Below are 24,474 nucleotides of genomic sequence, written 5' to 3'. Positions count from 1 at the left end.
TAATTAGGAATTAATAATTAAGAATTGGTATCGGTTTCTTTCGACGAGCGAATAATGGCAGTGATAATTTTTAATAATTCTTCGCAATCATTTAGGAGAGAACGGGCTTGTGCCGCATCAATATACTCTGTGTCGCGCAGCAGGCGCAGCCAATAATGAGTTTCACGGGTTTCTTTATAGGAAATACCGCACTTAGCCACAAAGTCCTTGCGGGACAGTCCACCTACCGCCTCTTCCATATTGGCACCAATGGAAGTGCCGCTCCGTCGAATCTGGTCTGCCAATTGATACGCTTGTTTTTCCTTAACTAAAAATTGACTGAGCCGCACAATTCGAACTGCAAAAGCGTAGCTTTTAGCAAGAACCACGTTATTCTCTTTCATGTACACTCGGTCAATTAGTAATTAGTAATTACTAATTATTAATTACTAATTACTAATCGGCGCCAGCCCTAACCGCGTCGCCGGGCTTCACCTGCAGAATACCGGTTCGGATTACGGAGTCACCCACGGCCAGGCCATCGGTGATTTGCAGGACCTTGTCGGAGCGAATCCCGATTTTCACCTTCTTCGGCACCATTTTACCATTCTGCACTAGGTACACGCTGTAGCCGCTGGCTTCCGGAATCACGGCTTCGGTAGGCACCTGCAGGGCTGTGGTCGATTCGCCGAGCTGTAGGTTTACTTTCACGAACGCGCCGGGGCGCAGCTCGTCGCGGGTGTTGGCGTAGCGGGCCCGCACCGGCTGGGTGCGGCTCACCGGGTCAATCTGCGGGTCGATGGCGTAGACTTTGGCGTCGTACTTCTTACTGGTGCCTTCGTCGGTGATGCTCACCACGTCGCCCACCCGCACGCTGGACGCGAAGCGGCCGGGCACGGCAAAGTCAATCTTGACGGGCCGCACGCGGGAGAGGGTCGTGATTTCGGTGCCGGGGCTGACGTAGGTGCCAATGGTAGCCGTGGTTAGGCCCAGCACGCCGTCGAAGGGAGCCCGCACGTAGGCTTTGGCCAGCGAGGCCTGCAAGGCCTTCAGGTCCGCCTGGGCCGTCTGGAGCTGGTTGTTGGCCTGCTCGTATTCCTGGGTGCTGATGTATTCCTTGTCGAGCAGGGTGCGCTGCCGCTTTTCCTGGTCGCGGAAGAGCCTGATGTTATACTGCTGCTTGTTGATGGCCGCCTGCGCCTCGTCGGCGTTGATGCTGAACAGCAGTTGCCCGCGGCGGACCGGCTGCCCCTCGCGGATGTTGAGGCTGGTAATCTTGCCCGACAGCTCGCTCTTTATTATCACCGACTCATCGGCCAGCACCGAGCCGGTGGCGGCTACTTCGTCGGAGAGGTTGGTGGGCTGCACTACGTAGACCTGCACCGGGAGCTTCTGGCCGGCTCCTTTGGCACCCGGGCCTCCTTTGCCGCCCCCGGCCGCCCCCCGGCCCCCGCCACTCCCTTTGGCATCAGTGTTGGGAGCAGGAAAAAATCTCATTTTGACAAACACCAGCCCGGCTATCAGCGCCAGGGTTACCACAATCCACAGCACCCGGGGGCTTCTGCCGGTTGGAGTTTCCGCGGCCTCTAGTTCTTCTCTTTCCTGTTCCTGAGTCTGCATACAACGGGGATGGTTCCAGCCTGGTAGGGCCCGCCATTACTGGCCAAGCAACAGTTCACAACGCGAATCACCCGGGTTGAGTTTGTTTCCCGGGTTTATGGGCGAGCCGGCAATGGGGGTAAGACACGAAAAAAGCCTGCGGGTTGCAGGCTTTTTCTAAACGCAGACCAGGCCGCGACCTACATGGCTTTCTGGTTGATGGTGCTTTTCGCCAGGTCGTTCAGCTTGGTATCGGCGCTCTGCTCTTCGGCCAGGGTCTGGCGCAGCAAGCCTGCGGCGGCCCCGTGGCCGAGGCGCTCGGCATAGTGCGCCGCGGTGCCGTAGCCCGAAATTTCGTAGTGCTCCACGCGCTGGGCCGAGGCAATCAGGCCGGCATCCTTCACCTCGTCGGAGGCATCTTCGTGAATCATGTCCTTGCCCTCTTTCAGCAGGCCTTCCATCGCTTTGCAGGTGTGGCCGGTGAGGTCAAATTTCATGTCGTGGCCAATCTGCTCGAGGCGGGCCACCTGGTTCTTGGTTTCCTGCAGGTGGCTCTGGAACGCCTGCTTAAGCCGGGCGTCTTTGGCCGCGTCGGCCATGTCGGGCAGGGCTTTCACCAATTGGGTTTCGGCACTGTACAGGTCGCGCAGCTGCTCGTGCAGCAGGTCGTCGAGGGTGGTGAGTTTATCCGAGAAGAGGCCCATCGCTTGGAAGTGGTTAAGGATGAAAAAAGAGTCCTTGGGATACGGGACCCCCGGCCCAGGTGTTGCGGCCGAGCTTGGCCAAAGCCGGCGGGCCACTTATCTTTCTGCTTTGCCAGTCTTCTCTTCCTGCCCATGAGCCTGCCCCGCAACCCGACCGAAGCCACCCGCAATTTCTTTGAGGAAGTCCAGGAAGTCGTGCGCCTCGTGCCGCCCGGCCGGGTTACTACCTACGGCGCCATTGCCCACTACCTCGGCGCCCGGCACGGGGCCCGCATGGTAGGCTACGCCCTGATTGCCGCCGTACCCGCCCGCGGCCTCGCTGCCGTACCGGCCCAGCGGGTGGTGAACCGCAACGGCCTGCTCACCGGCCGCCACCACTTTGCCACCCCCACGGCCATGCAGGAAGCCCTCGAAGCCGAAGGCGTACAGGTGGTCGACGATGAGGTGCAGGACTTCCAAACCCGGTTCTGGGACCCGCAGCTGGAGCTGGCGTAACGACGCGGGCGGCGTGGTGCGCGGGCCCTTACGGCTGCTGCTCCCGAAGGCGGAATTTCCGGACGTAGAACAGCCCTTCCTTCGCGATAACCCGCCGGAAGGTGGGCGTTGCACTGGTAGCACTCGGGAGAGAACACTCCAGATAATTGGCGGAAGCAAAGTCGGGTAAGTACCCAACAAGAATTAGTTTGACCTATTTGGAACGTCATGCTGAGCTTGTCGAAGCATCTCTAACGAGTCGTTAAACGATTGGTTTAGTGTGCGGTAGAGATGCTTCGACAGGCTCAGCATGACGTGCTTTTTAATGCAAAACGATTTTCGCCACCTACTTACGAAGCTGAAACAGGTATTAGCGTTGCCCTGGACGCATAAGGCCAGGTCCCGCCGCCGGTAGTGCCACCGAACTGCCAGGGAGCCGTTGGGGAGCAGGGTGCCCACCACCCGGCCACCGGCCAGCAAAGTCAGCGGTTTGTCGGGCGCGGCGTCAGCGCGGCGGTACATATAAACGGCGGCTGTATCGGCCCGGCCCGGGCTGGCGGCCCCCGGGGCATGTCGGGGAGCCTGGGCCTGTACCCGGCCCGTCGCTAGCTGCACCTGGTAGGGACGAGGCTGCCCCCCGGATATGGCACTGGCTCACCGCTTGCCGAGGCAGGGCTTGCGTGTAAGTTCAGTGCGAACAAAGCTTTCCGGCTACTTACCAATCCCTTACCTTTGCTCCGCGCAAACGCTGCAACTCTTGTTTTCCTGCATGAAACACACCTTACTCACCTTTTTGCTCACCTGTCTGGTCGTTGTCACGGCGGCGGCGCAAAGCACGTTTTCCATCAAGGGCCGGGTGCTCGACAAGCTGACCGGCGAAACCCTGCCCGGGGCCACGGTGCAGGTGTCCGGCAACGGCGTGAATACCGGGGCCGGCACCGAGGTCAATGGCTCCTACAGCGTGCCTAACCTGAAGCCGGGTACCTACGTGGTGAAGGCCTCCTTTATCGGCTACAAAATCACCGAGCAGCGCGTAACCGTGGGCACCCAGAACGCCACGGCGACGTTTTCGCTGGCTGCCGACAACGCCACGCTGAGTGAGGTGCAGGTGGTTGGCTCGCTCGGGCTGGCCGTGGAGCGCGAAACCCCGGTGGCCTACTCGGCCGTGAATGAGGTGAAGCTCCGCGAAACGCTGTCGAACCGCGACCTGCCCATGATTCTCAACGAGACTCCCGGGGTGTACGCCACGCAAGGCGGCGGCGGCACCGGCGACTCCCGCATCACCATCCGGGGCTTCGACCAGCGCAACGTCGCCGTAATGATCAACGGGGTACCGGTCAACGACATGGAAAACGGCGCGGTGTACTGGTCGAACTGGGACCTGGGCGACGTGACCAAAAGCCTGCAGGTACAACGCGGCTTGTCGGCCTCCAAGATTTCGGTGCCCTCGGTGGGCGGCACCATCAACGTGCTGACCCGCGGCTTCGACGACAAGAAAAGTCTGCTGGCCCGCGTAGAAGGCGGCTCGAACAACTACCGGAAGTATTCGCTCATGCTCAGCTCAGGTCAGCTGAAAGGCGACTGGGCCTTCACCGTCTATGGCTCGCGCCGCACCTCCGACGGCTGGGTCGACCATGCTTTTGACGACGCCTGGACCTATTTCGGCAACATCAGCAAGCGCGTGGGCAACCATCGCCTGTCGCTGACGGGGATGGGCTCGCCGCAGAAGCACGGCCAGCGCGCCTTCCAGAGCCTCGTCGGCTACTACTCCGAAAAGAAGGCCCGGGAAATCGGCGCTGCGTCGGTGACCAACGGCAACAAAGGGTTCGACTATAACCCCTACTGGGGGCCGCTCACCCGCTACGACCGCAACCCGGTGACCCGCCAGGTCAGTAACGTGCAGGCCTCAGAAGATCTGAACGAGCGCTCCAACTACTACAACAAGCCCCAGATCAACCTCAACGACTTCTGGCAGGTCAACGACCGGCTGTTTGTCACGTCCGTCGCCTACGCCTCGTTTGGCAATGGCGGCGGCGTGGGCGGCAATACCACCCTGCGGCAGAATCCGGCAACGAACCAGACCGATTTTCAGGGCATCTACAACGCCAACCGCCGCAATTATCCCACCGTGTTTAATACGGTAACGCGGAAGAACGATACCCTTTTCACCCAGGAGCGGAAATCGAACCAGTTCCTGGTGAACAGCGTGAACAGCCACCGCTGGTATGGGTTCGTGGTGGGAGCCGACTACAACCTCACCGACAAGCTCACGCTGTCGGCCGGGGTAGACGGGCGCAGCTACTACGGCCTGCACTACCGGGAAGTGCGCGACCTGCTGGGGGGCGACTACGCGACCGTGCTGGGCAACCAGAACATTGATCCGACCACCCGCCTGCGGGAGGGCGACAAGTTCAGCTACAACTACGACGGCAAAACCCGCTGGCTGGGGGGCTACGGGCAGCTGGAGTACAAAACCCCGGTGCTGTCGGCCGTGGTCAGCGGCACCCTGTCCCGCGTCAACTACAAGCGGATCGACTACTTCAAGGCGAAGGAAGTGACGGTAGACGGCGAGGTGTACCCGGTGCCTTTCGGAAAGGTTAAAACCATCAATGGCCGCACCTACACCAATGCCGACGCTCAAACATCGGAGACCGACTGGACCACCTACACCGGCTACAGCTTCAAGGCGGGGGCCAACTACAACCTCACCGAGCACGACAACGTGTTCGTCAACACCGGCTACAACAGCAAGGTGCCGTTCTTCAACCTGGTGTATACCAACCAGGGCCGCCTCTACGACAACGTGAAGCCCGAGGGCATCACCAGCCTGGAAATGGGCTACGGCATCAGCTACCCCAGCATGAAGGCCACGCTGAATGCCTACTACACCCTGTGGGCCAACAAAACCAGCAACTCCTTTTCGGCCGCGTCGGGCGAACCCATCTACAGTGCCGTGCGCAACGTGAATGCCCGCCACGTGGGGGTAGAGCTGAGCGTAGCCCAGGAAATCAGCCGCCGTCTGCAGCTGAGCGCGGCCATCTCGCTCGGCGACTGGCGCTGGACGGGTCAGGGGCTGCTCAACCAGACCAACGAAGCCAACGAGCTGGTATCGGACCGTGACCAGCCCATCTATCTGGACAACATCCACGTCGGCGATGCGGCCCAGAACCAGTTTCAGCTGGGGCTGCGCTACGAGCCGTTCCGGGGGGCCTACTTCCGGCCGTCGTTCCTGCTGTTCTCCAAGTACTACGCCGATTTCAACCCCACCGGCATCCTGAACCCGGAGACGCGCACCGACTCCTACCGTCTGCCAACCAGCCGGAACCTGGATCTGCATTTCGGCTACGACTTCCCCAAGGTGGCCAAGGACCGGCTGCGGTTAGGCATGAAAGCCTCGGTGCTGAATGCGTTGAATGAGTTTTACTTCACCGACGTATCGAGCCGCAGCGACTCCAACGTACCGGATATAAATCAGCAGCAAGCTTTTTTCAACCGCGGCCGCACGTTCACCCTCGGTTTGTCGGCGACGCTCTAACAGCGCAGTCAGGTACCAAAAAAAACCCCCGCCAGGAAAACTGGCGGGGGTTTTTTTTGGGGCTATTTCCAACGGCCTCCGGTAGCGGGCTGATGGGGTAAGCAGGGCACTGGCAAAGGCGGAACGCCGTTCCGGGCAGGGAGGAACCGGGGTGATTATAGCGCCGCCAGGGACGGGCGGGGCGGGGCGGCGGCCACAATGGCCCCGCGCACTTCTTCCGGATTGGCGTTTTTGAGCAGGTAGCCGTGCGCGCCTTCCGAGTGCAGACTGTCAATCAGCTCGGGTTCGTCGTGCATGGAAATGATGACTACCCGTACGCGCGGATACTGCGCCCGCAGCAGGCGCACGGTTTGCAGGCCATCCAGCACCGGCATCTGCAGGTCCATCAGCACTACGTCGGGGACGACCCCCTGATCGAGGTGTTCGAGCAGCTCCTGCCCGTCGCCGGCTTCAAACAGCACCTCCATACCGGCAAATCCACTGATCAGCGCCCGCAGGCCTTTGCGGAACAGAATATGGTCATCGACTACGGCTAAACGAATGGTCTGGGTATTCATAGGGCAGAAATGGGAATAGAAGCCTGATCGGCCGGAAGGTAGGGAATCGGGAAGGAAATCCAAATCCGGCTGCCCGCGCCCGGGGCCGATTCCTGGCGGAGCGTCCCGCGCAGCACGGCTACGCGACTCCGCAGGTTGGTGAGCCCCAGCCCGGTGCGGGTTCCCGGCACGGGGGTGTCGTCGCTGGCTGCCTGATCGAAGCCTACCCCGTTGTCGAGATAGTGCAGCGAAAGGTAGTCGGTGCCAAAATCGACGCTGACGTGGATGGTTTCGGCATGAGCGTGGCGCAGGCCGTTGCCGAGCAGCTCCTGCACTACCCGGTACACGATCAGCTCCCGTTTGGGGTCGAGGCGGCGGGGCTGGCCACGCTGCTCAATCAGCACCTGGGTGGGGCCGTCGGCGGGTACGGTGCGGGCCAGGGCATCGAGGGCGAAGGGCAGCCCGAACTTTTGCAGCGCCGCCGGCAGCAGATTGCGGGAGATGCGGCGCACCTCGCTGATAGCCTGGTCGAGCAGGGCCGTGGCTTCCTGGGTGAGGGCGGGCTGGCCCAGCGTGCTCAAATGGAGCTTGACGATAGCCAGCGTGGTGCCCACGCCATCGTGCAGGTCGGCCGCGATGCGGCGGCGCTCCTCTTCCTGCGCCAGCAGCGCCGCTTCCAGCGCCTGCTGCTGGGAGGCCTCGTGCACCTGCCGCAGCTGTTCCTGCTGGCGGAGCAGGCGCCGCTGATAGCGCAGCACGAAGGCCACGATGCCCAGGGCCAGCAGCAGCAGGACCGGCGTAGCCAGCATTACGGGAAGCAGCCAGGTATTCATGAGGGCGACGGAGCTTGGGGCAGCCGGCCGGCATACCAGAAGGCTAAGGCGAAGAAACTATACTGAATCAGGCTCACAATAGAATGAATAGTGCAGATGACCCGATTACCCGCATAATCATGAGCCGTGAGAAAATAGTTGATGAACCCGTACAGTAGAATCGTACCCGAAAAGTACAGCACCACCGCGGCACTAACCAGAAACAAAGGGTCGTGTTCGAGCCGGATAATCTGCAGCTCCCTGAGCAGCTGCTCAAAGCACAGCGGTGCCAGGGCAATCAGCAAGCCACTTTGCCCGACGTGGGTACAGGCGTTGACCTGCTGGATGTCTTCCAGATAGAATGTGGCGAAGAGGGCGAAGAGGGTGAAAAGCGGGGCCAGCCAGACAATCAGGCGCGGCCATAGGGGCAACCGCGGGGTAAGGTAGTATATCCGGCAGAAAAACAAGGTTTCGATGAGGGTAAACCCTTGCCCGATGGCCAGCTGCCACCGGGGCCGGTAGAGCGCCGTTACGCCGGCGGTGAGCCCGGCCGCTTCAGCTACCAGCAGATACCCGGCCAGCCGCCGCAGGGCCGGCGACAGGCGGGGCCACCGCCCTCCCGCCAGCCCCAGCGGCACCAGCACCAGCCCTTTGGCCGCCTGCTCCAGGTATTCGGCGCAGGAAACAAGCCACGGAGGAATAGACCTGGCAGGTGGGGCCGCAGCGCGGGAAGAACCAGGGTTCGATGCCGTATTGTACACCTATCAGCGGGAATCCACGGCGGGATTCTGTCCCCGCTGGCGTTGCGTACAGCAGGTTCCGGGCTCATCCGTCGGGTGGGCAACCTGCTGGCCGCAACTCGTCGGCCCGGGTGGCGGGCCCGGCTTCCCGCTGCCGGGCCCGTCGGTTAAAGAAGGGCCTTCGATACCTGCGGAGCCCGATGGGCATTCCACAGGGCCAGCGTCAGAAAGCCATTGAAGACAATCAGCAGGGTGGCCTGAATGCTGAACATCGCCCAGAGCTGATCGGTCTGGTGCCGGTGCTGCATGCCATCCTCCAGCAGGAAAACCATAATGGTGCCGGCATAGTACAGCATCGTGCCGACGCTGACCAGAAACATGGGGTCGTGCTCGAGACGACTCGTATGCAGCTCCTGGAGCAGCTGCTCGAAATACAGGAGCGCCAGCGCCAGCAGCACAAAGGTCTGGAAAGTATGCGCGTAGGTATTGTAGCCCTGCCAGAACCCGCGCCAGTACACCGACTCGACCCCAAAAACCACGATAAACCCTCCCAGGGCCCCCATAAGGAAGCGGCGGTTGCGCGCGGAGTGCAGCGCATACCAGTACGCCCAGCCCAGCACCAGGGTCTCAGTCAGCGTAATGAGATGCTGCGGCGCGATGTTGTTGTGAAATACGTAGCGGCCAATCTCCGAGGCCAAACCCAGCAGAAAGCCCGGACCTACCACCAGCCACACCAGGGGCCGGTAAGCCGGAACCAGCCCCGACCAGCGCCATAAGCCCACTGCCGAGGGTACCAGATACGTCAGCAGCGCCAGGATATTCAGCTTTTTGGCCAGTGCGGCCCACCACACAATATCAGGTGCTGGCATCAGGTAAGGAACAGGGGCGCCAGACCGGCACTCCATGGCGTGAACGAAGCGGAGGGGGGAAGCCTGAAAGTACTGCTCCTTAACTGAAGCGTCCCAACTCGTTACCCGTTACCCGTTTTACGTTTTCACGGGTGCGGTATAAAGCCAACGTGAGAGTGGCATTAAATACGATTAGCAGTACGAACTGGATGCTGTACATCATCCAGACCTGGGTAATCTGTTTCTGCGCATACATGGAGTCTTCCAAAATGAAGACCATCAGGCAGCCGGCAAAGTAGAGCATTACGCCTACACTGACTAAAAACATGGGGTCATGTTCTAGTTGAATGCTCCGTAATTCCTGCAGTATCTGCTCAAAATACAGCAGGGCTGCCCCAATAAGCAGAATGCTCTGGGCAATGCGAGCATAGGTGTTGGAGGCATATAGTCCGCGAAAGTATACTACCTGCACCAATGCCACAATCATAAATCCAACAAGACCCCAAAAAAGCAGTTTTTTAACGGTCGCTGAACGCAACGAAAGATAAAAAGCCCAGCTCAGAAGCAGGGTTTCCACCCAAGTGTTCAGGTACAGGAAGATGTGGTTGTTATGCCATACTACCCGACTGATTTCAGACAAAGTGTTGAGCAAGCAACCCGCAATAAGGACGTACCAGACCAGCTTTTTATGAGCCCGCGTGAGATAGCGCCAGTGCCTCAGGCCTACTACTAATGGAAGCAGATAGGTAAGCAATGAAATGATGTTCAATAGCTTTGCAGTCTGTACTATCCATTCGGATTCTGGCGCTGACATATCATGTTTTACTATTCATTCAGAGGGCTCCCGGGAGCGCAGCATGGTGGGCAGGCAGGCCCGGTAGCCAGCAGCTGATTAGGCTCCAGGTACAAGTCGCTTTCGTCGGCTTTGGCCCCAACGAGGACGAAGCCCTTCCGGCCCAGCGCGTCAACGGAGTTGTAGATGCGGATGCCCACGCAGCCGGGCTCGTTCAGGAGAGCATTGATCCGATCCTTACCAAAGAACTGGGCTTTGAAAGCCGTAGCGCCGGGCTGGGCCCGGTAGCGGCGGGTATTGCGAACGGCAACATCGAGGTCAATAAATTCGCCGTCGGTAGGGTTCAGGGCCATGAAAACAGGTGGGTTGGGAAAGTAGAAAGAATGGATTGGATAAATCAACCTCCGCATTGAGGCATTCAAATATAGCGCAATCAATTCCGGATGCAAGCCGCCTGCCGGGGTTTGCCCCCGGGTGATCCATCGGCTGGGAGCAGGGAATTGCCGCCTCCGGCTATAGGATATCAGACCGGCTTATCGGCTTGGGTTTCGGCGGCGCTGTCCTCATCCTCCAGGCGGTCGAATACCTGGTCAATGGTGGTTTCGGCGTGGCGCAGTTTCTGGCGGCAGAGCCGGATCAGCTCGGCGGAGCGCTGCACGCGGGCCGTCAGGTCATCCACGTCCACGGTATCGGTTTCGAGGTCGCGCAGGATGGTTTCCAGTTCGGCAATAGCCTGGCGGTAGGTGGTCTCGTTGGTCATTCGGGAACGGAGGAAGAGGTAGAAACGGCAAGGGAAGCCCCGGGCAGGTGGCGGGCGGTTATCTGCGCGGTGAGCGTGACGGTGGGCAGCACCAGACGCACCGCGTCGCCGGGCTGGCAGTCGGTGGTTGGGGTGCCCGCGGTGAGGAGCTGTACATAGCCATGGCGGGCCAGTACCGCCGGTTCCGGCAGGGTGGTGCCGGGCCGGTCGAGCAGCCGCAGCCGGGCCCGGTGCAGCAGGCGCTCGGCGGCCAGCTGCAGCTGGTACCGGTGGTGCAGCAGCTGCTCGCGCCGCCGCCGGTGCAGCCGCCGAAACCGCTGGGTGAGGTGCCGCCCCACGGTGCGCAGCCGGGTCTGCTGGCCGGTCAGGTTGCGGCGGGCGGCCCGGGGCAGCGTGTGCAGGTAGCGCAGCAGCTGCCGCTGCTGTTCCCGCACCTGCCGGCGGGGGGCAGCGGCGGCGGCTCGCAAATCGTGCTGCAGCTGCGCGCGGTGGTCCCCGAGCTGGTTGCGGGCGGCCAGTCGCGTGTGGCTGGTAAGCCGGGCCACAACGCTGCGGGCCTGCAGCAGATGCTGGCCGGCCAGATCCTGAATCTGCCCGGCGTAGCCGCCGAACACGGCCTCCAGCCGGGCCAACCGCCCGGCCAGGAAAGCGGCTACCGCCGTGGGCGTTTTAAGCGCAGTATGGGCGGCCAGGTCAATTACCGCTTCGTCGCGCTCGTGGCCGATACCGGTGATAACGGGCAGGGGAAAAGCCCCGATGGCCGCCGCCAGGCCGTAGTCGTCGAAAGCCAGCAGGTCGGTTTTGGAGCCCCCGCCGCGAATGATGATAACCGCATCGAAACCCGCGCGCACCGGCCGGATCTGGTCCAGGGCAGCCAGTAGACTCGCCGGTGACTCGCTGCCCTGCATGATGGCCGGAAACAGGCTGATGGCAAAGTCATAGGCCGACTCGCTCAGGTGCTGCACAAAATCCTGAAAGCCCGCGGCAGTAGGCGACGATATAACGGCCAGCCGCTGGGGCCCCAGCGCCAGGGCCAGCGTTTTCTGCCGTTCCAGCAGGCCCTGGGCCTCCAGCTTACGGATGGTGGCCAGGCGCTGCCGGGCCAGCTCGCCCACTGTGTAGGTCGGGTCGATGGTCAGCACGTCGAGGCTCAGGCCGTACTGCTCGTGAAATTTCACCTGCACGCGCAGCATCAGCTTAAGGCCTACGCGCAGCTCCTGCCCGGTTTGGTCGAGGAATGCCGGGGCCAGCTGCTGGTAGCGCTGGCTCCAGATGGTGGCCCGGGCCTGGGCCTTGAGCTGGGCCCCGCGGCCGGTGACGTGCTGATCGGTGAGCACCAGGTAGCAGTGGGCGCCGTCGAAGCGGGGCAGGGTGAGGTCGGCTACTTCCGCCACCACCCAGTACGATTCGGCGAAGCGCGTTTCGAGGGCCTGGCGGACGCGCACCAGCAGCTCGGCCAGCGGCAGCGCAATGGGGGGTAAGGAAGCCGGCAGGCCCGGCTCCGGGCGACGATTAAACAGCGGGGACATGATCGGCAAGGTACATAAATCGGCTTGGTCGCCCTAAAGCGGCGGCGGGCCACTGAAGCCGGCAGGGGAGCTTCGGGGTGGCGCCTTTGGGCGCCACCCCGGCGGCGTAACCGGAAAACTACGCTTATGGTTAGAACAGTCTGCCTGGCCAGTAACCCTGCCCAGGGCCTGGCCGCGTTACCACCAGTTCCCGGACTGGCGGCCCTTCTGCGCCGGATTTTACATTTTCACTTACCTTTCTGCGACAAACTTCCCATCCAAACGACTTCCCATGAATAACCGAAACCGGCTGACCCTGGCCACCGTGGCCGCCGCGGGCCTGACCCTGGCGGGCTGTGCCTCCAGCAAAACGCCCGCTGCGGCCACTACTGCGACTCCCGTTACCACCGCGGCCGCCACGGAAGAACCCGTAGTGAAAGGCATCGGGCTGGAAGTGGCCAATATCAACCAGTCGGTGCAGCCCTGCGACAACTTCTTCCAGTACGCCTCGGGCAACTGGCTGAAAAACAATCCGGTGCCCGCCTCCGAAACCAGCTGGGGCAGCTTCAACGAGCTGATCAATAAGAACCAGGCCGTGCAGCGCCAGATTCTGGAAGAAACTGCGGCCAACACCACGGCGGCCAAAGGCACCAACACCCAGAAGGTAAGCGACTACTACGCCTCGGCCATGGACTCGGCCGCCATTGAGGCCGCTGGCATCGCGCCGCTCAGGTCCGAGCTGGCGCGCATCGACGCCATTAAGGATCTGAAAGGACTGCAGGCGGCGCTGGCCCATCAGCAGCAGATCGGGACCAACTCGGTGTTCCGCATGGGCGTGGGGCAGGATGAGAAAATCAGCACGCAGTACGCCGTGCAGATCTACCAGGGCGGCCTGCGGCTGCCCAACCGTGACTACTACCTCAAGGATGATGCGCGCACTAAAGCCGTGCAGGCCGCTTACGTGAGCTACATCACCAACGTGTTCGGGCTGATGGGCGAAACGCCGGCCAACGCGGCCAAAAACGCGGCCACCATCATGCGCCTCGAAACCCGGCTGGCCAAGGCTTCCAAGGGCCCGGTGGACCTGCGCGACCCCTACGCCAACTACAACAAGATGACCGTGGCGGCGCTGCAGAAGCAGTACCCGAACCTGGGGCTGCCCGTAATTCTGGCGCAGAACAAGCTGAGCGCCGCTAAGTCGGTGATTGTGGGGCAGCCCGCCTTTCTGAAGGAAGCCAACACGATGCTGAAGGCTGAGCCGCTGAACGACTGGAAAACCTACCTGCGCTGGCACCTCGTGTCGTCGGTGGCCGGGGCACTGCCCAAGGCGTACGTGAATGAGAGCTTTAAATACAGCCAGACCCTGACCGGAGCCAAGCAGATGCAGCCGCGCTGGAAGCGGATGCTGGGCTCGACGGACAATGCGCTGGGCGAAGCTTTCGGCCAGGTGTACGTCGACAAGGCCTTCACGCCGGAATCCAAGCAGAAGGCGCTGGACCTGGTGAATAACCTGAAGGCGGCTTTTGCCGAGCATATTCAGCAGAATGCCTGGATGAGCGCCACCACGAAGACGGAAGCGCTGAAGAAGCTTAATGCCTTCGTCGTTAAAATCGGTTACCCAGACAAGTGGAAGGACTATTCGGCCCTGACCATCAGCCGCGAGTCGTACCTGAAAAACCTGCTGGTGGCCCGCGAGTGGGCGTCGAATGACGAAAATAAGAAGCTGGGCCAACCCATCGACCGCAACGAGTGGGGCATGACGCCACCCACGGTGAATGCCTACTACAATCCGCCGATGAACGAAATCGTGTTTCCGGCCGGTATTCTGCAGCCGCCGTTCTACGACCCCAAAGCCGATGACGCGGTGAACTACGGCGGTATCGGGGCCGTGATTGGCCACGAAATGACCCACGGCTTCGACGACCAGGGCCGGCAGTACGATGCTGAAGGCAACCTGCGCGACTGGTGGACCAAGGAAGACGCGGCCAACTTCACCCAGCGGGCCGACATCGTGGGCCAGCAGTTCGACGCCTTCACGCCCATGGATTCGGTGCACGTGAACGGTAAGCTCACGCTGGGCGAAAACCTGGCCGACCTCGGCGGCCTCACCATTGCCTACACGGCGCTGCAGAAGTCCCTGGCCGGCAAGCCCAAAACCAAGATCGACGGGTTCACGCCCGAGCAGCGCTTTTTCCTGTCGTACGCCCAGGTGTGGCGCACCAACCAGCGCCCCGAAGCCCTGCGCCAGCAGATTCTGACCGATCCGCACTCCCCGGCCGAGTACCGCACCAATGGCCCGCTGCAGAACATGCCCCAGTTCTACGAGGCCTTCGGCTGTAAGGAAGAGGCCAGGATGGTCCGGGCCCAGAACATGCGCGCCAAGATCTGGTAGGGGGGGGGGTAATGTGCTGATGTGGGTAATGTGCTGATGTGGGTTAATGTGCTGATGTGAGTTAATGTGCTGATGTGGGTAATGTGCTGATGTGAGTTAATGTGCTGATGTGGGTTAATGTGCTGATGTGGGTTAATGTGCTGATGTGAGTTAATGTGCTGATGTGGGTTAATGTGGGGAATGGGCTGATGGGCACGGTCGTCCTTTACGCGTAGCATTCACCACTCCCCATTTCGCCGAAAAAGGCGGTTCGCACTATGCGGGCCGCCTTTTTGCGTATTGCTGGTACCTTTGACCGGTATTTTATCCTGCTCCCATGCTAAAAACGCTTTTTCTGCCGTCTGTACTGATCTTGCTATTGGCCGTGGGCTGCAATAAAGCCACCCCGGCCGAGCAGCAAGGACTAGGAGATACACCGGCTGCCGTAGTCGTTGATTCGGCCGTGGGGCGACTGCGGGCGCAGGTAGCCAAGCCTCGCGTTGGGGACGTGTACGTGGTGCAGTTTCAGCCCGGCGGCGCGGCGGCCAGGCGCTATTTCTTCTACCACGTGTTCCGCGCCACGCCCGACAGTGCCTACCTGCATCCGGCCGGCAAGGATGCCGCCACCGCCGCCGCCGACCTGACCCGGCCGGAGTTTCAGCCGTCGGCCAATGTTATGGTCTATACGCTGGCTGAGCTGCTGGAATTACTGCAGGAACAGCCCGGCGACGTAAACAAGGCCCGACTGATACAGGTGCGGCAGGTACCGTAAGGTTCGCGGCCGTTTGCCACTCTGGCGGAAGGCGCGCTCTGGCGGAAGTCTGAAGCCGCAGGCGTGACTTCCCGCCGCCGCCACGAGGTCAGTCTCCTGACTGACGAGAGTAGAAAATACTTTTCGCGCCAGTCCGGCCAGTCTGGAGACTTGCCGCGTCAGCTCGGCGGGAAGTCACGCCCGGCTGCGCCGGGCTTCAGACTTCCGCCAGCACCGCCGCCACGAGGTCAGTCTCCTGACTGACGAGAGTAGAAAAGATCTGCCAGTCCGGCCAGTCTGGAGACTTGCCGCGTCAGCTCGGCGGGAAGTCACGCCCGGCTGCGCCGGGCTTCAGACTTCCGCCAGCATCTTCACTGGACTACTTCGATTTTTATGTCGACATCCTTGGCCGGCCATTTATCGGTGCCTACGGGCTCGGCGGCAATTTTGTCGATGACGTCCAGTCCTTCCACCACTTCGCCGAACACGGTATACTTGCCATCCAGCGAAGGCGCCCCGCCTTTAGTCGCGTACGTGCGCTGTTGGGCGGCAGTGAGCCGGCGGCCGGCCATAGCCGCCGACTGGTCGGGGGTGAGCTTTTCGCCCTGCACGAAGTAGAAGTCGGAGTTGGACGACAGCTTGCCGGGGTTCTGGTCGTCGTCGTAGCGGGCCATGCCCAGGGCCCCACGCTGGTGGAAGTGCTGAGGGACGATTTCCGGCGCCAGGTGGTAGCGGTTGATGCGGATGGTGCGGTGGTCGGAGCGGCCGCCCTGAATGGCGAAGCCTTTTACCACGCGGTTGAATACGGTTTCATCGAATACTCCTTTGCGGGCCAGCAGCAGGAAATTGGCCTTGTGCACCGGCGTATCGTCGTAGAGCTTCACGCGCATATCGCCCAGGCGGGTGTGCAGAATCACCTCCGAGGCCGGGTGTTCCACGCCATACCGGGTGAGCAGAGCCGTGGCATTGCTGTCGGTGAGGGCCGAGAGGCTGGGGCCGGGCACGGGCGGGCGGGGCGGTGGGGTGGCCGCATCGGTGGCAGGGGGCGGAGTCTGGTTGCAGGCCGCCAGCAGCAGGACCAGCAACCCGGAAAGGCGCAGGGAGGGAGCAGGCATCAGGATGAAAAAAGAGCGCAAAAAAAGAGGGGACGACCAGCCGGCCGTCCCCTCAAAGCTATCAAAAACCAGTTTACAGCTCGATGCCCATCTTCCTGGCCATGTCCATGAACGTCCTGGCATCCGGAAACCTGTCGTTGCTCCGGTTCGGAATGGGCAGCAGCTTATCCACGAATGAGCCCGGACCTACCAGCCCCGGTTTCATCTACAAGCCGTACGCCCCGCCGTTTGTACAACATCCGGCAGCTCGACCGTACCAGTCGAAGAACTCAACCGCTAGTTCCAGCCGTCGTTGACCTTGGGCGCCGGCTTCTTCTTTTCCTTCTGCTTGCTGGTGCCGGCCGCGGTTTTGGTTTTTACCTTCACTTTTTCCGGACCGGGCTGGGCGGGCGCGGGGGGAGGCGGAGCGACGGCATCGGTGGGGGCGGTTTCGGGTTCTTCCGGTACCGGGGCCATGTCCTTGGCCGAGTTGATGAGATCGGGCCGCTCCACGGCTTTTTCCGGGTGCAGGGCCAGCAGCATATCCTGGGGCACCAGCTCGTTTTTATCCCACACCTTCAGCTCATTATCCAGCTTCTCCTTATCCTCCTTGGTGGGCTTTTTGGCCAGCAGCGCATCCAGATCGGGCTTGCCGGCGTCCTGCCAGGCCGTCAGCCACATCGAAGCCACCAGGGTGGGGGCCAGCTTCAGCCGGAAGGCCACCATGCCGCCTACTTCCTTATGGTAGGCATCGGCAAAGGCGTCGGAGTAGGTGCGGCGGGTATTGCCGTACTTATGGGAGAAAACGTACTTGGTTTCGGGGGTAAAGGTGCGGCTCACTTTCTCCTCCATATCGAAGGTGGCCCCCAGGAAGCCATACGACTCCTGCACCACCTGCCAGATAGTCCGTTGCGGGTCCTTCAGGTATTCGCCCTTCTCGGCGTCCAGCTTGTACTCGGCAATGTGGCGCTCGGGCAGCTTCGATTCCCACAGGCTGTGCAGACCCCGCTGATTGGTAAGCTGACCATCGTAGTTGAGGGTGGTATGCAGCGGCACGTACGCGTCGGCTACGTAATGCCCCAGGTCGGCGGAAAGGCGCACGATGGCGGCCGAGTCGCGCTGGCGGAAGGCTTCGGTCAGCTTCTCCTTCACGTCTATCACAATCCAGGGCACGGTGCCGTACTTGCGCAGCGTATCGGCCGAGTATTTAGCCGTCGCCTTTTCCCACAGCTTGGGCATCATCCCGAACGGGTCTTCACCGTAGTGGTCCATGTCGATGAAGTGCTTGTTGGCTTCAGAAGGGTCATCGTCGCGCCGCTCATCGGGGGCAACGGCCAGCCGCACTATTTCGGGCAGATGGCGGTAGTAAAAACCCTGCATGGCCTTAGGTAAGGCATACACGGCTATCTGGTTGATGGTCCGGTGGGCGAAAAACCCCCAGCCGGGCGAGATAAACGGGCAAAGCAACAGTAAAGCCAGGAGAAAAAACTGTTTTTTCATGACGAGGGAAAAGCAACCAGTTGTGGGTTCGCGAAGTTCGGGAAATTGTGGGTGGTTTTTAGGGATTCGTTTTTGGTTTTTAATTTCGACCAAACCGTAAAGCCTGAAGCCAGCCCGCGTACCACCGTGGGCCAGGATGGCCTGCCCGGCATACATTCAGGCGCCTTGGGCCAGGTTGCCAAAAACCAAAAACGAATCCCCAAAAACCAATTGATGGCTCTGATTTCCAAAAAGAAGCTTCACTATCCGATCCGGGAGCCCCTGCGCACCTACCTGCAGCACTACGACCGCGAAACGCCACTGCCGGTCAGCTACCGCGACCTGCGCCAGATAGGCGGCTCTTTCCCGCTTATCGACCGCCAGGGCCACGATACGCTCTGGGAAACGGTGTTCTACGAGCCTCAGGCCCTGCGCGAGCTGGTCACCGGCCTGACTCAGGTGTACGCCCTGCTCAAAACCGGCAGCGACCTGTCCTTTACCGAGCATTTGCTGGCCGACCGTATCGACTACTGCCGCTTTGGCAACTCGAACCCGTTTCGGGTGCGCATCGTGAACCTGCTCAACGACAACCACGACTACTTCTACGTGAAGCAGGCCGATGCCTCGCGGGTGTACGGCCTGGAGCTGGAGCACCTGCTGTCGCCCAACCGCCTGAGCTACCTGGTGAGCGGCGATACGCTGGTGGAAGAGCACATTGCCGGCATCCCCGGCGACGACTTTATCCGCACCCGCCTGCCCCAGCAGCACTTCAATCAGGTGCGTATCGCCAAGGAGTTCGTCAAGTTCAACGAGCGGTGCTTTGCCCGCCTGCTCGGCGACATGCGCTCCTACAATTACGTGATTGTCATCACGCCCGACTTTGAGGACGACCAGTACCGGGTGCGGGCCATCGACTTCGACCAGCAGAGCTACGAGGGCCGCAAAACCATGTACCTGCCGCAGTATTTCAAGGACAACCGCCCCGTGATTGACATGTGCAGCCGCTTGCTGAAGCCCGAGGCCATCCGCCAGTACCAGACCGAGGAGCGGGTGCTGATGCTGCGCCGGGTGCGCCTGGAACGCTACCGCCTCAAAGCGCTGATGGACTGCATGCGTCACGACGAGCTGGCCCCGGCCGCCAAAGTAGACCAGCTCAAAGCCGAGCTGAACCAGCATCACCACACCACCGCTTTCACCCGCTGCGCCAGCATGGGCGACGTGGTGCGCCTGAACCTGATGCTGATGCTGGGGCCGGCCGCGGGAATCTGAAGGCTTACGTCCGAGCTGGCTCTGAGCCCTGGTGGCCAGGGGCGAACAAGATGAGGCCAGCCTCAGGACTTCATAGGCAGCCTATGCGGCCGGCTTTTTCACGAAGCGCCATAGGGGGTAGCTGCCGGCTACCAGCGCCATGGCCAGCAACGTATTGCCCGGCTCCGCCACGGCATTGCTGACCAAAAAAGCCAACGACCCCAACAGCGCAATCCAAGTGGTAAAGGGGTAGCCCCAGGTGCGGTAGGGCCGGGGCAGCTCCGGGGCGGTACGGCGCAGCCGAAGCACGGCCGCAAACCCCACCGCGTAGTAGCTCACAAACAAAATACTGGTTACGGCCAGCAGCTGCCCGGCCGTGCCCGTAGCCACCAGCGCGGCGGTCAGCAGCAGGGCTACCAGCAGGGCCGGGCGGGGGGTGCCCGCCGTATGCACCCGCGCCAGTGGTGGGGGCAGCAGTCCGTCGCGGCCCAGGGCGAAGAGCACGCGCGTGGCCATCAGCAGCACCGAGTTGAGCACCCCCAGATGACCCAGGATGGCTACGACCAGCATGGCGCGCCGACCCCACTCCCCCAGCAGCCGATCGGCTACTTCCGCCAGGGGCAGCTCGGCCCCGACCAGCTGCTGGAAAGGCAGGGCGTGCAGCAGGGCGGCATTCAGCAGGGCATAAATCAGAATAACCAAGCCGACCCCACCCAGCATGGAGCGGGGCACGGTCCGCGCGGGGTCATGATCTTCCTCGGCGAAGTAAATGGCCGCGTACCACCCATCGTACGCAAAGATGACGGCCTGAAAGGCGACGACCAGGGGCAGCAGGCCGTTGCCGGGCGGCCCCATGGCGGCGGCCGGGGCCGCGGGCAGCCACCAGCTGCCCACCAACAGCACCAGCAAGGCCCCGGCTACCAGCAGCGCCGTCAGCTCCTGAAACCGGCTGGCTTCGCGCAGCCCGCGCCACTGTACCAGGCCCAGCACCCCAACGGCCGCCAGCCCTACCATCCGCTCGTACCCGGCCAGAACCGGGAACAGCAGGACAAGGTAGGTACTCATCAGCAGCGCCACCAACGCCGCCGTCACGCAGCTGCTCACCCAGTCGCCCCAGGCCACTACCACGGCTACGAACTCGCCGAAGGCCCGGTGGGCATAGCCGTACCAGCCCCCGGCCTGGGGCAGCATGGCCCCGAGCTCGGCAATGGCATTAGCTCCCAGCAGGGCATAAACGCCCCCGGCCAGCCACACCAGCAGTACTCCGCTGGGCGAGCCCACGGCTTCGGCTACTTCCCGCGGGGAACGCAGGATGCCCGTGCCCGTGGTGCCGCCCACCACCACGGCCAACCCAAACCCCAGGCCCAGCAGCCGCAGTAGGCGGGAAGGGCGGGCGGGTGGCAGCAGAGCAGGCGGCAAGGCAGGAGAGAATAGAAAGCGTGAAGCAGAAGCAGTGGTGGCCTTACAAAAGCCCCGCTTCTGTTTTAACCAGCTGGCTGTGACCAAAAGTAGCGGGCCTGAGCAGCTCGCCGCTCAAGCCCTGCCGCCGGCCAGCGTGGACCGGGAAACAGGATCGGCTAGCGGCCCAGGTTGATGATGAGGCCCAGGGAAATTTCCACTCCGCCGGGGCTGATAATCTGGACCAGGTTGCGCAGCTCCGCCGACGGAGCGTGGCCGTTGTGGAACGTAACCGGGTCGCCGGTGAAGCGGGCACCGTAGCCCAGCGTGCCCAGCACACCCAGGCGGCCCGGCTGCCAGCGCAGGCCGCTCCGCAGATGCACTACCCCGCTGGGAGCCATGCTGTACGTTGCCTGCTCGGTGTTGAGGGTCACCTCTACGTTTTCGATTCGTCCGGAGCGCGCCACGTTCACGCCGAAGTAGGGCGATAACGCGTTCTGCGGCCGCAGGTAATAGCGCAGGCCAACCCCGATCTTACCGCCCACTCCCAGCCCCAGGCCCGCGTTTATATCAAGGCGGGGTTGCAGCTGGTAGGCGTAGGCGACTCCCCACCCGTAGGGCCCCCCCCAGCCCGCCTCGAGGCTCAGGCTGCTGGACGTGTAGCGCGTTGGTTCTTCCGTTTGCAACGATGGGAGCACGGCCGGCGGGACCGGTGGCAAGGACTGGGCCGGCGGGACGCTGGGACGGGTCTGAAGCTCAGACTGGGCATAAGCCTGGCCTACGCTGGATAAAGCCAGCGCACCGGCAAGAATAAAAGATAGTTTCATGGTAGTGCAAAAGTGGGACTGATCCTGCAGAAAAATGCAGAGCTGATAAAAAAAAACCGGACTTGAATGTCATGCTGTGCCTGTTCCGGGCAGCTCACGTCCGGATTGCCGGCCGTAGGCTGCGCCCGCGCCTATTCCTGGCGGTATACCACGCCCTGCTTCATCACAAAGCGTACCCGCTGCATGGTGGTAATATCCTGGGTCGGGTCGCCGTCCACGGCAACCAGGTCGGCCAGCTTACCCGGTTCCAGGGTCCCCAGGTTGTCGGTCTGGCCCAGCAGCTCGGCGGCCGCCACGGTGGCGGCCCGCAGCGCTTCGTAGGCCGGCATGCCGGCTTCTACCATGTACTGAAACTCCAGCGCATTTACGCCGTGCCGGTACACCGAGGCATCGGTGCCAAAGGCAATTTTGACGCCGGCCTTGTAAGCCCGGCCGAAGGTAGCCTGCAGCTTGGGGCCAATGGCCAGGGCTTTGGGCGTGACCAGGGGCGGATAGTAGTTCGGAATCTTAGCCGAGTCGGCCACCGACTTGCCGGCCGTGATGGTGGGCACGTACCAGGTGCCGTACTTCTTCATCAGGGTCATGGTTTCGGCGTCCATCAGCGTGCCGTGCTCGATGCTGGCTACCCCGGCCCGGATGGCCCGCTTCATGCCCTCGGCCCCGTGGGCGTGGCAGGCCACTTTCAGGCCCAGGTCGCGGGCGGTTTCTACCACGGCCTTGATTTCTTCTTCCGTCATCTGGGCGCTGCTGCCATCCTTGGCTACGGAAAGCACGCCGCCGGTGCTGGCAATCTTGATCAGGTCGGCCCCGCGCTTGTACTGCTCGCGCACCGCCTGCCGGCACTGGTCAGGACCATTGGCCACGCCTTCGGCGGGGCCGGGCACCCCCATCAGGTCGCGGCGGTAGCCGTTGGTGGGGTCCATGTGGCCGCCGGTACCCGATATGGCTTTGCCCACCGTGAAGATGCGCGGCCCGACCACCTGGCCGCGGTTGATGGCGTTGCGCAGGGCTACGTTCACCCCCGAGCCGCCCAGGTCGCGCACCGTAGTGAAGCCGGCCAGCAAGGTTTTACGGGCGTAGCCCAAGGCGGTAAAGGCTACGTCGGCGGGGTTCTGGGTGAACTCCTGCAGGAAATTATCCTTGCTGGTTTCGCCTTCCAGGTGCACGTGGCAGTCGATCAGGCCGGGCAACACGGTGCGGTTCTGCAGGTCGATTACCTTATCGGCCGCGCCGCCGGTGGCATACCCGGCCTGTACCGCCGTGACGCGGCCGTTTTCGATTACCACGGTCATTTCGGTCTGGGCCCTGGCGGAGCGCATATCCAGCAGGCGGCCGCACTGCACGTAGGTTTTCTGGGCCCGGGCCGCCGGGGCCACCAAAAGCGTGAGGCCGGCGAGAAGAAGAGAGAGTAACGGTTTGGGCATAGGGAGACAAGACAGGCGCGTGAGGCCCCAAGATACGCGATAGATAAACGCTGCATGCCGCGTAGAATCGACCGGAATCTGTACCTTCCCGCGTCGGCAGAATTTGAACCGGTTTAGGGTTTCGGTTTTTTCGTCGTTTGTCATCCTTCATCTGGCGTCCGCTTGCGAAGGACCTTCTCACGACTGCTCATTTTGGCCTAATTCCAAGTGGTACGGACGTGATAAGGTCCTTCGCAAGCGTACGCCAGATGAAGGATGACAGCTTTTTCGAAACCCTAAACAGCCTCTTTATTTCGCCTTCCAGTTAGTCCGCCATTTCCTTTCCAAACTCTTGTCTCCTGCTTATGGCTACCCCCGAAGAATTTGAAGCCGCCGCTGCCCGCGCTCAGCAGCTGCCTTCCAAGCCCAACAACATGGTGCTGCTCCAGATGTACGCCCTCTATAAGCAAGCCTCCGAAGGCGACGTAACCGGCGACCGGCCCGGCGGCTTCGACTTCAAGGGCATCGCCAAATACGACGCCTGGGCCAGCCTGAGCGGCAAAAGTCCGGATGCCGCCCGTCAGGAGTACGTCGACCTGATCAGCTCCCTGTTCGAAAGCGCATAGCCTAAGGCGGCCATTGCCCGGAAGGATTGTTATTGCGAGCAACGCATTCCGCGCTTCAAGCGGCGTCAATCCGTCCTGAGCAATGAAGAGAGCACTGTTTTTACTAAAAGGCCCCGACGTTAAGCTAACGTCGGGGCCTTTTAGTAAAACAGCGCTGGTCACGTTGCAGAGGACGGATTGACGCCGCTTAAAGCGCGGAATGCTCTGCTCGCCATGACACCGGGTTATACTTTCGGGGCGGGCAGGTCGAAGGCTTCGGCGTTGTGCTCGAAGTGGCCTTTGTGCGAGCCGTCGCAGAAGGGCTTGTTTTTGGAGAGGCCGCAGCGGCAGATGCTGATCCGCTCGCGGCCGGCGAGGCCGTAGGGCTGGCCCTGGGCATCCACGAGTTCGAAGTCGCCCTCCACGCGGAGGGAGCCGTTGCTGAGTACGGTAAGTTTGGTAGCGGCCATAGGACTGGGGTTTGAAAGGTTAAAGTTGATGAGCAAAGCAGGCTACCGGCATGCCGCGCCGGAGCAGAACATCGGCGTATAGATGGCCGACAGCATCAGCCAGGTATTGTTTTCGTACTTCCACATCAGCCAGTACTTGCCGATCACGCGGTTTTTGCTCTTGTCCTGCGGGTCGGTCCAGGCCTCGGCCCACTCACCGGTTTCGTAGGCCAGCTGACCCAGGTCGCTGACTTCCGTGGTCAGGCTTTTATTCATCCAGGTGACGTCGGGGCGCTGGCGGAAAAGCTGGCGGAAGCTTTGGCGGGCAGTGGCCGCAGTGGTCTGGCTGCCCGTAGCCGTACACAGCGTGAAGCCGGGGTGGAGCAGGCCATTCAGCGCCGTGGTGTCGCGGCTGTTGAAGGCTTTGTTCCAGGTGGTGCTGCGGGCCTGAATCAGCTCCAGGTGCTTTTGTTTCAGGATTTGTCCGAAGCTGAGGTGGCTCAGCAACAGCAAGGCTAGCAGGCCCAGGCAGGCGGCCGCGGAAGAAGTAGAAAGGCGCAT

At 61.8% G+C, this 24,474-nt stretch carries 25 protein-coding genes; 6 read left to right on the top strand and 19 right to left on the bottom strand.

Annotated features, from left to right (window positions below):
• Nucleotides 1-17: 17 nt before the first annotated feature.
• From ABD833_RS17575 to ABD833_RS17565, 3 genes are all read right to left on the bottom strand, one after another.
• Nucleotides 18-383 carry a four helix bundle protein gene (locus ABD833_RS17575; RefSeq protein WP_345074780.1) on the bottom strand — a complete coding sequence of 122 codons (366 nt, stop codon included), beginning with the start codon at nucleotides 381-383 and terminating at the stop codon, nucleotides 18-20.
• A gap of 52 nt (nucleotides 384-435) precedes the next feature.
• Entirely contained in the window at nucleotides 436-1,599 is a 1,164-nt protein-coding gene (locus tag ABD833_RS17570) for an efflux RND transporter periplasmic adaptor subunit (protein ID WP_345074779.1), read from the bottom strand.
• Between the two features lie 179 nt (nucleotides 1,600-1,778).
• The gene (locus ABD833_RS17565; RefSeq protein ID WP_345074778.1) at nucleotides 1,779-2,282 is read right to left on the bottom strand and encodes a YciE/YciF ferroxidase family protein; all 504 of its coding nucleotides are present in this window, start codon (nucleotides 2,280-2,282) and stop codon (nucleotides 1,779-1,781) included.
• Between the two features lie 132 nt (nucleotides 2,283-2,414).
• Here ABD833_RS17565 and ABD833_RS17560 point away from each other — a divergent pair, with 132 nt between their 5' ends.
• Together ABD833_RS17560 and ABD833_RS17555 are read left to right on the top strand one after the other, a co-directional pair.
• Nucleotides 2,415-2,777, top strand: coding sequence for an MGMT family protein (locus tag ABD833_RS17560; RefSeq protein WP_345074777.1), 363 nt, complete (start codon nucleotides 2,415-2,417; stop codon nucleotides 2,775-2,777).
• Nucleotides 2,778-3,525: 748 nt separating this feature from the next.
• Complete coding sequence (locus ABD833_RS17555) at nucleotides 3,526-6,291, top strand: TonB-dependent receptor (RefSeq protein WP_345074776.1); 2,766 nt, start codon at nucleotides 3,526-3,528, stop codon at nucleotides 6,289-6,291.
• Nucleotides 6,292-6,446: 155 nt separating this feature from the next.
• On the opposite strand, the gene ABD833_RS17550 is transcribed toward ABD833_RS17555, so the two are convergent.
• From ABD833_RS17550 to xseA, 8 genes are all read right to left on the bottom strand, one after another.
• Nucleotides 6,447-6,848, bottom strand: coding sequence for a response regulator (locus ABD833_RS17550; protein ID WP_345074775.1), 402 nt, complete (start codon nucleotides 6,846-6,848; stop codon nucleotides 6,447-6,449).
• On the bottom strand, nucleotides 6,845-7,660 hold the full coding sequence (locus tag ABD833_RS17545) for a sensor histidine kinase (protein WP_345074774.1): 816 nt from the start codon (nucleotides 7,658-7,660) through the stop codon (nucleotides 6,845-6,847). The genes ABD833_RS17550 and ABD833_RS17545 overlap by 4 nt, the downstream gene beginning before the upstream one ends.
• A complete protein-coding gene (locus ABD833_RS17540; RefSeq protein WP_345074772.1) occupies nucleotides 7,657-8,400 on the bottom strand; it encodes a hypothetical protein in 744 nt (247 codons plus the stop codon). The genes ABD833_RS17545 and ABD833_RS17540 overlap by 4 nt, the downstream gene beginning before the upstream one ends.
• 146 nt (nucleotides 8,401-8,546) lie before the next feature.
• Nucleotides 8,547-9,248 carry a hypothetical protein gene (locus ABD833_RS17535; RefSeq protein ID WP_345074771.1) on the bottom strand — a complete coding sequence of 234 codons (702 nt, stop codon included), beginning with the start codon at nucleotides 9,246-9,248 and terminating at the stop codon, nucleotides 8,547-8,549.
• A gap of 79 nt (nucleotides 9,249-9,327) precedes the next feature.
• Nucleotides 9,328-9,996: a hypothetical protein gene (locus ABD833_RS17530; protein ID WP_345074769.1), complete on the bottom strand. Its 669-nt coding sequence runs from the start codon at nucleotides 9,994-9,996 to the stop codon at nucleotides 9,328-9,330.
• A 56-nt stretch (nucleotides 9,997-10,052) separates the two neighbouring features.
• Nucleotides 10,053-10,373, bottom strand: a complete 321-nt coding sequence (locus ABD833_RS17525; protein WP_345074767.1) for an antibiotic biosynthesis monooxygenase family protein — start codon at nucleotides 10,371-10,373, stop codon at nucleotides 10,053-10,055.
• A 170-nt stretch (nucleotides 10,374-10,543) separates the two neighbouring features.
• Nucleotides 10,544-10,780 (bottom strand): exodeoxyribonuclease VII small subunit, encoded by a 237-nt coding sequence (xseB, locus tag ABD833_RS17520; protein WP_345074766.1) that lies wholly within the window; start codon nucleotides 10,778-10,780, stop codon nucleotides 10,544-10,546.
• Nucleotides 10,777-12,309, bottom strand: coding sequence for an exodeoxyribonuclease VII large subunit (xseA, locus tag ABD833_RS17515; RefSeq protein WP_345074764.1), 1,533 nt, complete (start codon nucleotides 12,307-12,309; stop codon nucleotides 10,777-10,779). The genes xseB and xseA overlap by 4 nt, the downstream gene beginning before the upstream one ends.
• A 271-nt stretch (nucleotides 12,310-12,580) precedes the next feature.
• On the opposite strand from xseA, the gene ABD833_RS17510 reads away from it, so the two are divergent.
• On the top strand, nucleotides 12,581-14,680 hold the full coding sequence (locus ABD833_RS17510; protein WP_345074762.1) for a M13 family metallopeptidase: 2,100 nt from the start codon (nucleotides 12,581-12,583) through the stop codon (nucleotides 14,678-14,680).
• Nucleotides 14,681-14,996: 316 nt separating this feature from the next.
• The gene (locus ABD833_RS17505) at nucleotides 14,997-15,431 is read left to right on the top strand and encodes a hypothetical protein (RefSeq protein ID WP_345074761.1); all 435 of its coding nucleotides are present in this window, start codon (nucleotides 14,997-14,999) and stop codon (nucleotides 15,429-15,431) included.
• A 350-nt stretch (nucleotides 15,432-15,781) separates the two neighbouring features.
• On the opposite strand, the gene ABD833_RS17500 is transcribed toward ABD833_RS17505, so the two are convergent.
• The 3 genes from ABD833_RS17500 to ABD833_RS17490 all read right to left on the bottom strand — a co-directional run bounded on the left by ABD833_RS17500 (nucleotide 15,782) and on the right by ABD833_RS17490 (nucleotide 18,004).
• On the bottom strand, nucleotides 15,782-16,525 hold the full coding sequence (locus ABD833_RS17500; protein WP_345074759.1) for a peptidylprolyl isomerase: 744 nt from the start codon (nucleotides 16,523-16,525) through the stop codon (nucleotides 15,782-15,784).
• A 73-nt stretch (nucleotides 16,526-16,598) separates the two neighbouring features.
• Nucleotides 16,599-16,730 (bottom strand): hypothetical protein, encoded by a 132-nt coding sequence (locus ABD833_RS17495; protein WP_345074756.1) that lies wholly within the window; start codon nucleotides 16,728-16,730, stop codon nucleotides 16,599-16,601.
• Between the two features lie 71 nt (nucleotides 16,731-16,801).
• The gene (locus ABD833_RS17490; protein WP_345074755.1) at nucleotides 16,802-18,004 is read right to left on the bottom strand and encodes a zinc dependent phospholipase C family protein; all 1,203 of its coding nucleotides are present in this window, start codon (nucleotides 18,002-18,004) and stop codon (nucleotides 16,802-16,804) included.
• 213 nt (nucleotides 18,005-18,217) lie between these two features.
• On the opposite strand from ABD833_RS17490, the gene ABD833_RS17485 reads away from it, so the two are divergent.
• Nucleotides 18,218-19,252: a hypothetical protein gene (locus ABD833_RS17485; protein ID WP_345074754.1), complete on the top strand. Its 1,035-nt coding sequence runs from the start codon at nucleotides 18,218-18,220 to the stop codon at nucleotides 19,250-19,252.
• Between the two features lie 81 nt (nucleotides 19,253-19,333).
• On the opposite strand, the gene ABD833_RS17480 is transcribed toward ABD833_RS17485, so the two are convergent.
• From ABD833_RS17480 to ABD833_RS17470, 3 genes are all read right to left on the bottom strand, one after another.
• Nucleotides 19,334-20,650 (bottom strand): APC family permease, encoded by a 1,317-nt coding sequence (locus ABD833_RS17480; protein ID WP_345074752.1) that lies wholly within the window; start codon nucleotides 20,648-20,650, stop codon nucleotides 19,334-19,336.
• A 158-nt stretch (nucleotides 20,651-20,808) separates the two neighbouring features.
• Entirely contained in the window at nucleotides 20,809-21,456 is a 648-nt protein-coding gene (locus tag ABD833_RS17475; RefSeq protein ID WP_345074750.1) for a hypothetical protein, read from the bottom strand.
• 131 nt (nucleotides 21,457-21,587) lie between these two features.
• Nucleotides 21,588-22,880 carry a metal-dependent hydrolase family protein gene (locus ABD833_RS17470; protein WP_345074748.1) on the bottom strand — a complete coding sequence of 431 codons (1,293 nt, stop codon included), beginning with the start codon at nucleotides 22,878-22,880 and terminating at the stop codon, nucleotides 21,588-21,590.
• 344 nt (nucleotides 22,881-23,224) lie between these two features.
• Here ABD833_RS17470 and ABD833_RS17465 point away from each other — a divergent pair, with 344 nt between their 5' ends.
• The gene (locus ABD833_RS17465) at nucleotides 23,225-23,485 is read left to right on the top strand and encodes an acyl-CoA-binding protein (protein WP_345074746.1); all 261 of its coding nucleotides are present in this window, start codon (nucleotides 23,225-23,227) and stop codon (nucleotides 23,483-23,485) included.
• Nucleotides 23,486-23,709: 224 nt separating this feature from the next.
• Here ABD833_RS17465 and ABD833_RS17460 read toward each other — a convergent pair whose 3' ends face one another.
• Entirely contained in the window at nucleotides 23,710-23,934 is a 225-nt protein-coding gene (locus ABD833_RS17460; RefSeq protein WP_073108775.1) for a CDGSH iron-sulfur domain-containing protein, read from the bottom strand.
• Nucleotides 23,935-23,976: 42 nt separating this feature from the next.
• Nucleotides 23,977-24,474: a nuclear transport factor 2 family protein gene (locus ABD833_RS17455; RefSeq protein ID WP_345074742.1), complete on the bottom strand. Its 498-nt coding sequence runs from the start codon at nucleotides 24,472-24,474 to the stop codon at nucleotides 23,977-23,979.

The sequence above is a fragment of the Hymenobacter fastidiosus genome, assembly GCF_039539565.1.
Lineage (GTDB): Bacteria > Bacteroidota > Bacteroidia > Cytophagales > Hymenobacteraceae > Hymenobacter > Hymenobacter fastidiosus.
The sequence above is the reverse complement of the archived record's forward strand: the minus strand, read 5'-3'. Positions and strand labels throughout refer to the sequence as shown.

Coding starts and splice junctions, on each gene's coding strand:
- ABD833_RS17575 (WP_345074780.1), bottom strand. CDS start 383: ATGAAAGAGAATAACGTGGTTCTTGCTAAAAGCTACGCTTTTGCAGTT.
- ABD833_RS17570 (WP_345074779.1), bottom strand. CDS start 1,599: ATGCAGACTCAGGAACAGGAAAGAGAAGAACTAGAGGCCGCGGAAACT.
- ABD833_RS17565 (WP_345074778.1), bottom strand. CDS start 2,282: ATGGGCCTCTTCTCGGATAAACTCACCACCCTCGACGACCTGCTGCAC.
- ABD833_RS17560 (WP_345074777.1), top strand. CDS start 2,415: ATGAGCCTGCCCCGCAACCCGACCGAAGCCACCCGCAATTTCTTTGAG.
- ABD833_RS17555 (WP_345074776.1), top strand. CDS start 3,526: ATGAAACACACCTTACTCACCTTTTTGCTCACCTGTCTGGTCGTTGTC.
- ABD833_RS17550 (WP_345074775.1), bottom strand. CDS start 6,848: ATGAATACCCAGACCATTCGTTTAGCCGTAGTCGATGACCATATTCTG.
- ABD833_RS17545 (WP_345074774.1), bottom strand. CDS start 7,660: ATGAATACCTGGCTGCTTCCCGTAATGCTGGCTACGCCGGTCCTGCTG.
- ABD833_RS17535 (WP_345074771.1), bottom strand. CDS start 9,248: ATGCCAGCACCTGATATTGTGTGGTGGGCCGCACTGGCCAAAAAGCTG.
- ABD833_RS17525 (WP_345074767.1), bottom strand. CDS start 10,373: ATGGCCCTGAACCCTACCGACGGCGAATTTATTGACCTCGATGTTGCC.
- xseB (WP_345074766.1), bottom strand. CDS start 10,780: ATGACCAACGAGACCACCTACCGCCAGGCTATTGCCGAACTGGAAACC.
- xseA (WP_345074764.1), bottom strand. CDS start 12,309: ATGTCCCCGCTGTTTAATCGTCGCCCGGAGCCGGGCCTGCCGGCTTCC.
- ABD833_RS17510 (WP_345074762.1), top strand. CDS start 12,581: ATGAATAACCGAAACCGGCTGACCCTGGCCACCGTGGCCGCCGCGGGC.
- ABD833_RS17505 (WP_345074761.1), top strand. CDS start 14,997: ATGCTAAAAACGCTTTTTCTGCCGTCTGTACTGATCTTGCTATTGGCC.
- ABD833_RS17500 (WP_345074759.1), bottom strand. CDS start 16,525: ATGCCTGCTCCCTCCCTGCGCCTTTCCGGGTTGCTGGTCCTGCTGCTG.
- ABD833_RS17495 (WP_345074756.1), bottom strand. CDS start 16,730: ATGAAACCGGGGCTGGTAGGTCCGGGCTCATTCGTGGATAAGCTGCTG.
- ABD833_RS17490 (WP_345074755.1), bottom strand. CDS start 18,004: ATGAAAAAACAGTTTTTTCTCCTGGCTTTACTGTTGCTTTGCCCGTTT.
- ABD833_RS17485 (WP_345074754.1), top strand. CDS start 18,218: ATGGCTCTGATTTCCAAAAAGAAGCTTCACTATCCGATCCGGGAGCCC.
- ABD833_RS17475 (WP_345074750.1), bottom strand. CDS start 21,456: ATGAAACTATCTTTTATTCTTGCCGGTGCGCTGGCTTTATCCAGCGTA.
- ABD833_RS17470 (WP_345074748.1), bottom strand. CDS start 22,880: ATGCCCAAACCGTTACTCTCTCTTCTTCTCGCCGGCCTCACGCTTTTG.
- ABD833_RS17465 (WP_345074746.1), top strand. CDS start 23,225: ATGGCTACCCCCGAAGAATTTGAAGCCGCCGCTGCCCGCGCTCAGCAG.
- ABD833_RS17460 (WP_073108775.1), bottom strand. CDS start 23,934: ATGGCCGCTACCAAACTTACCGTACTCAGCAACGGCTCCCTCCGCGTG.
- ABD833_RS17455 (WP_345074742.1), bottom strand. CDS start 24,474: ATGCGCCTTTCTACTTCTTCCGCGGCCGCCTGCCTGGGCCTGCTAGCC.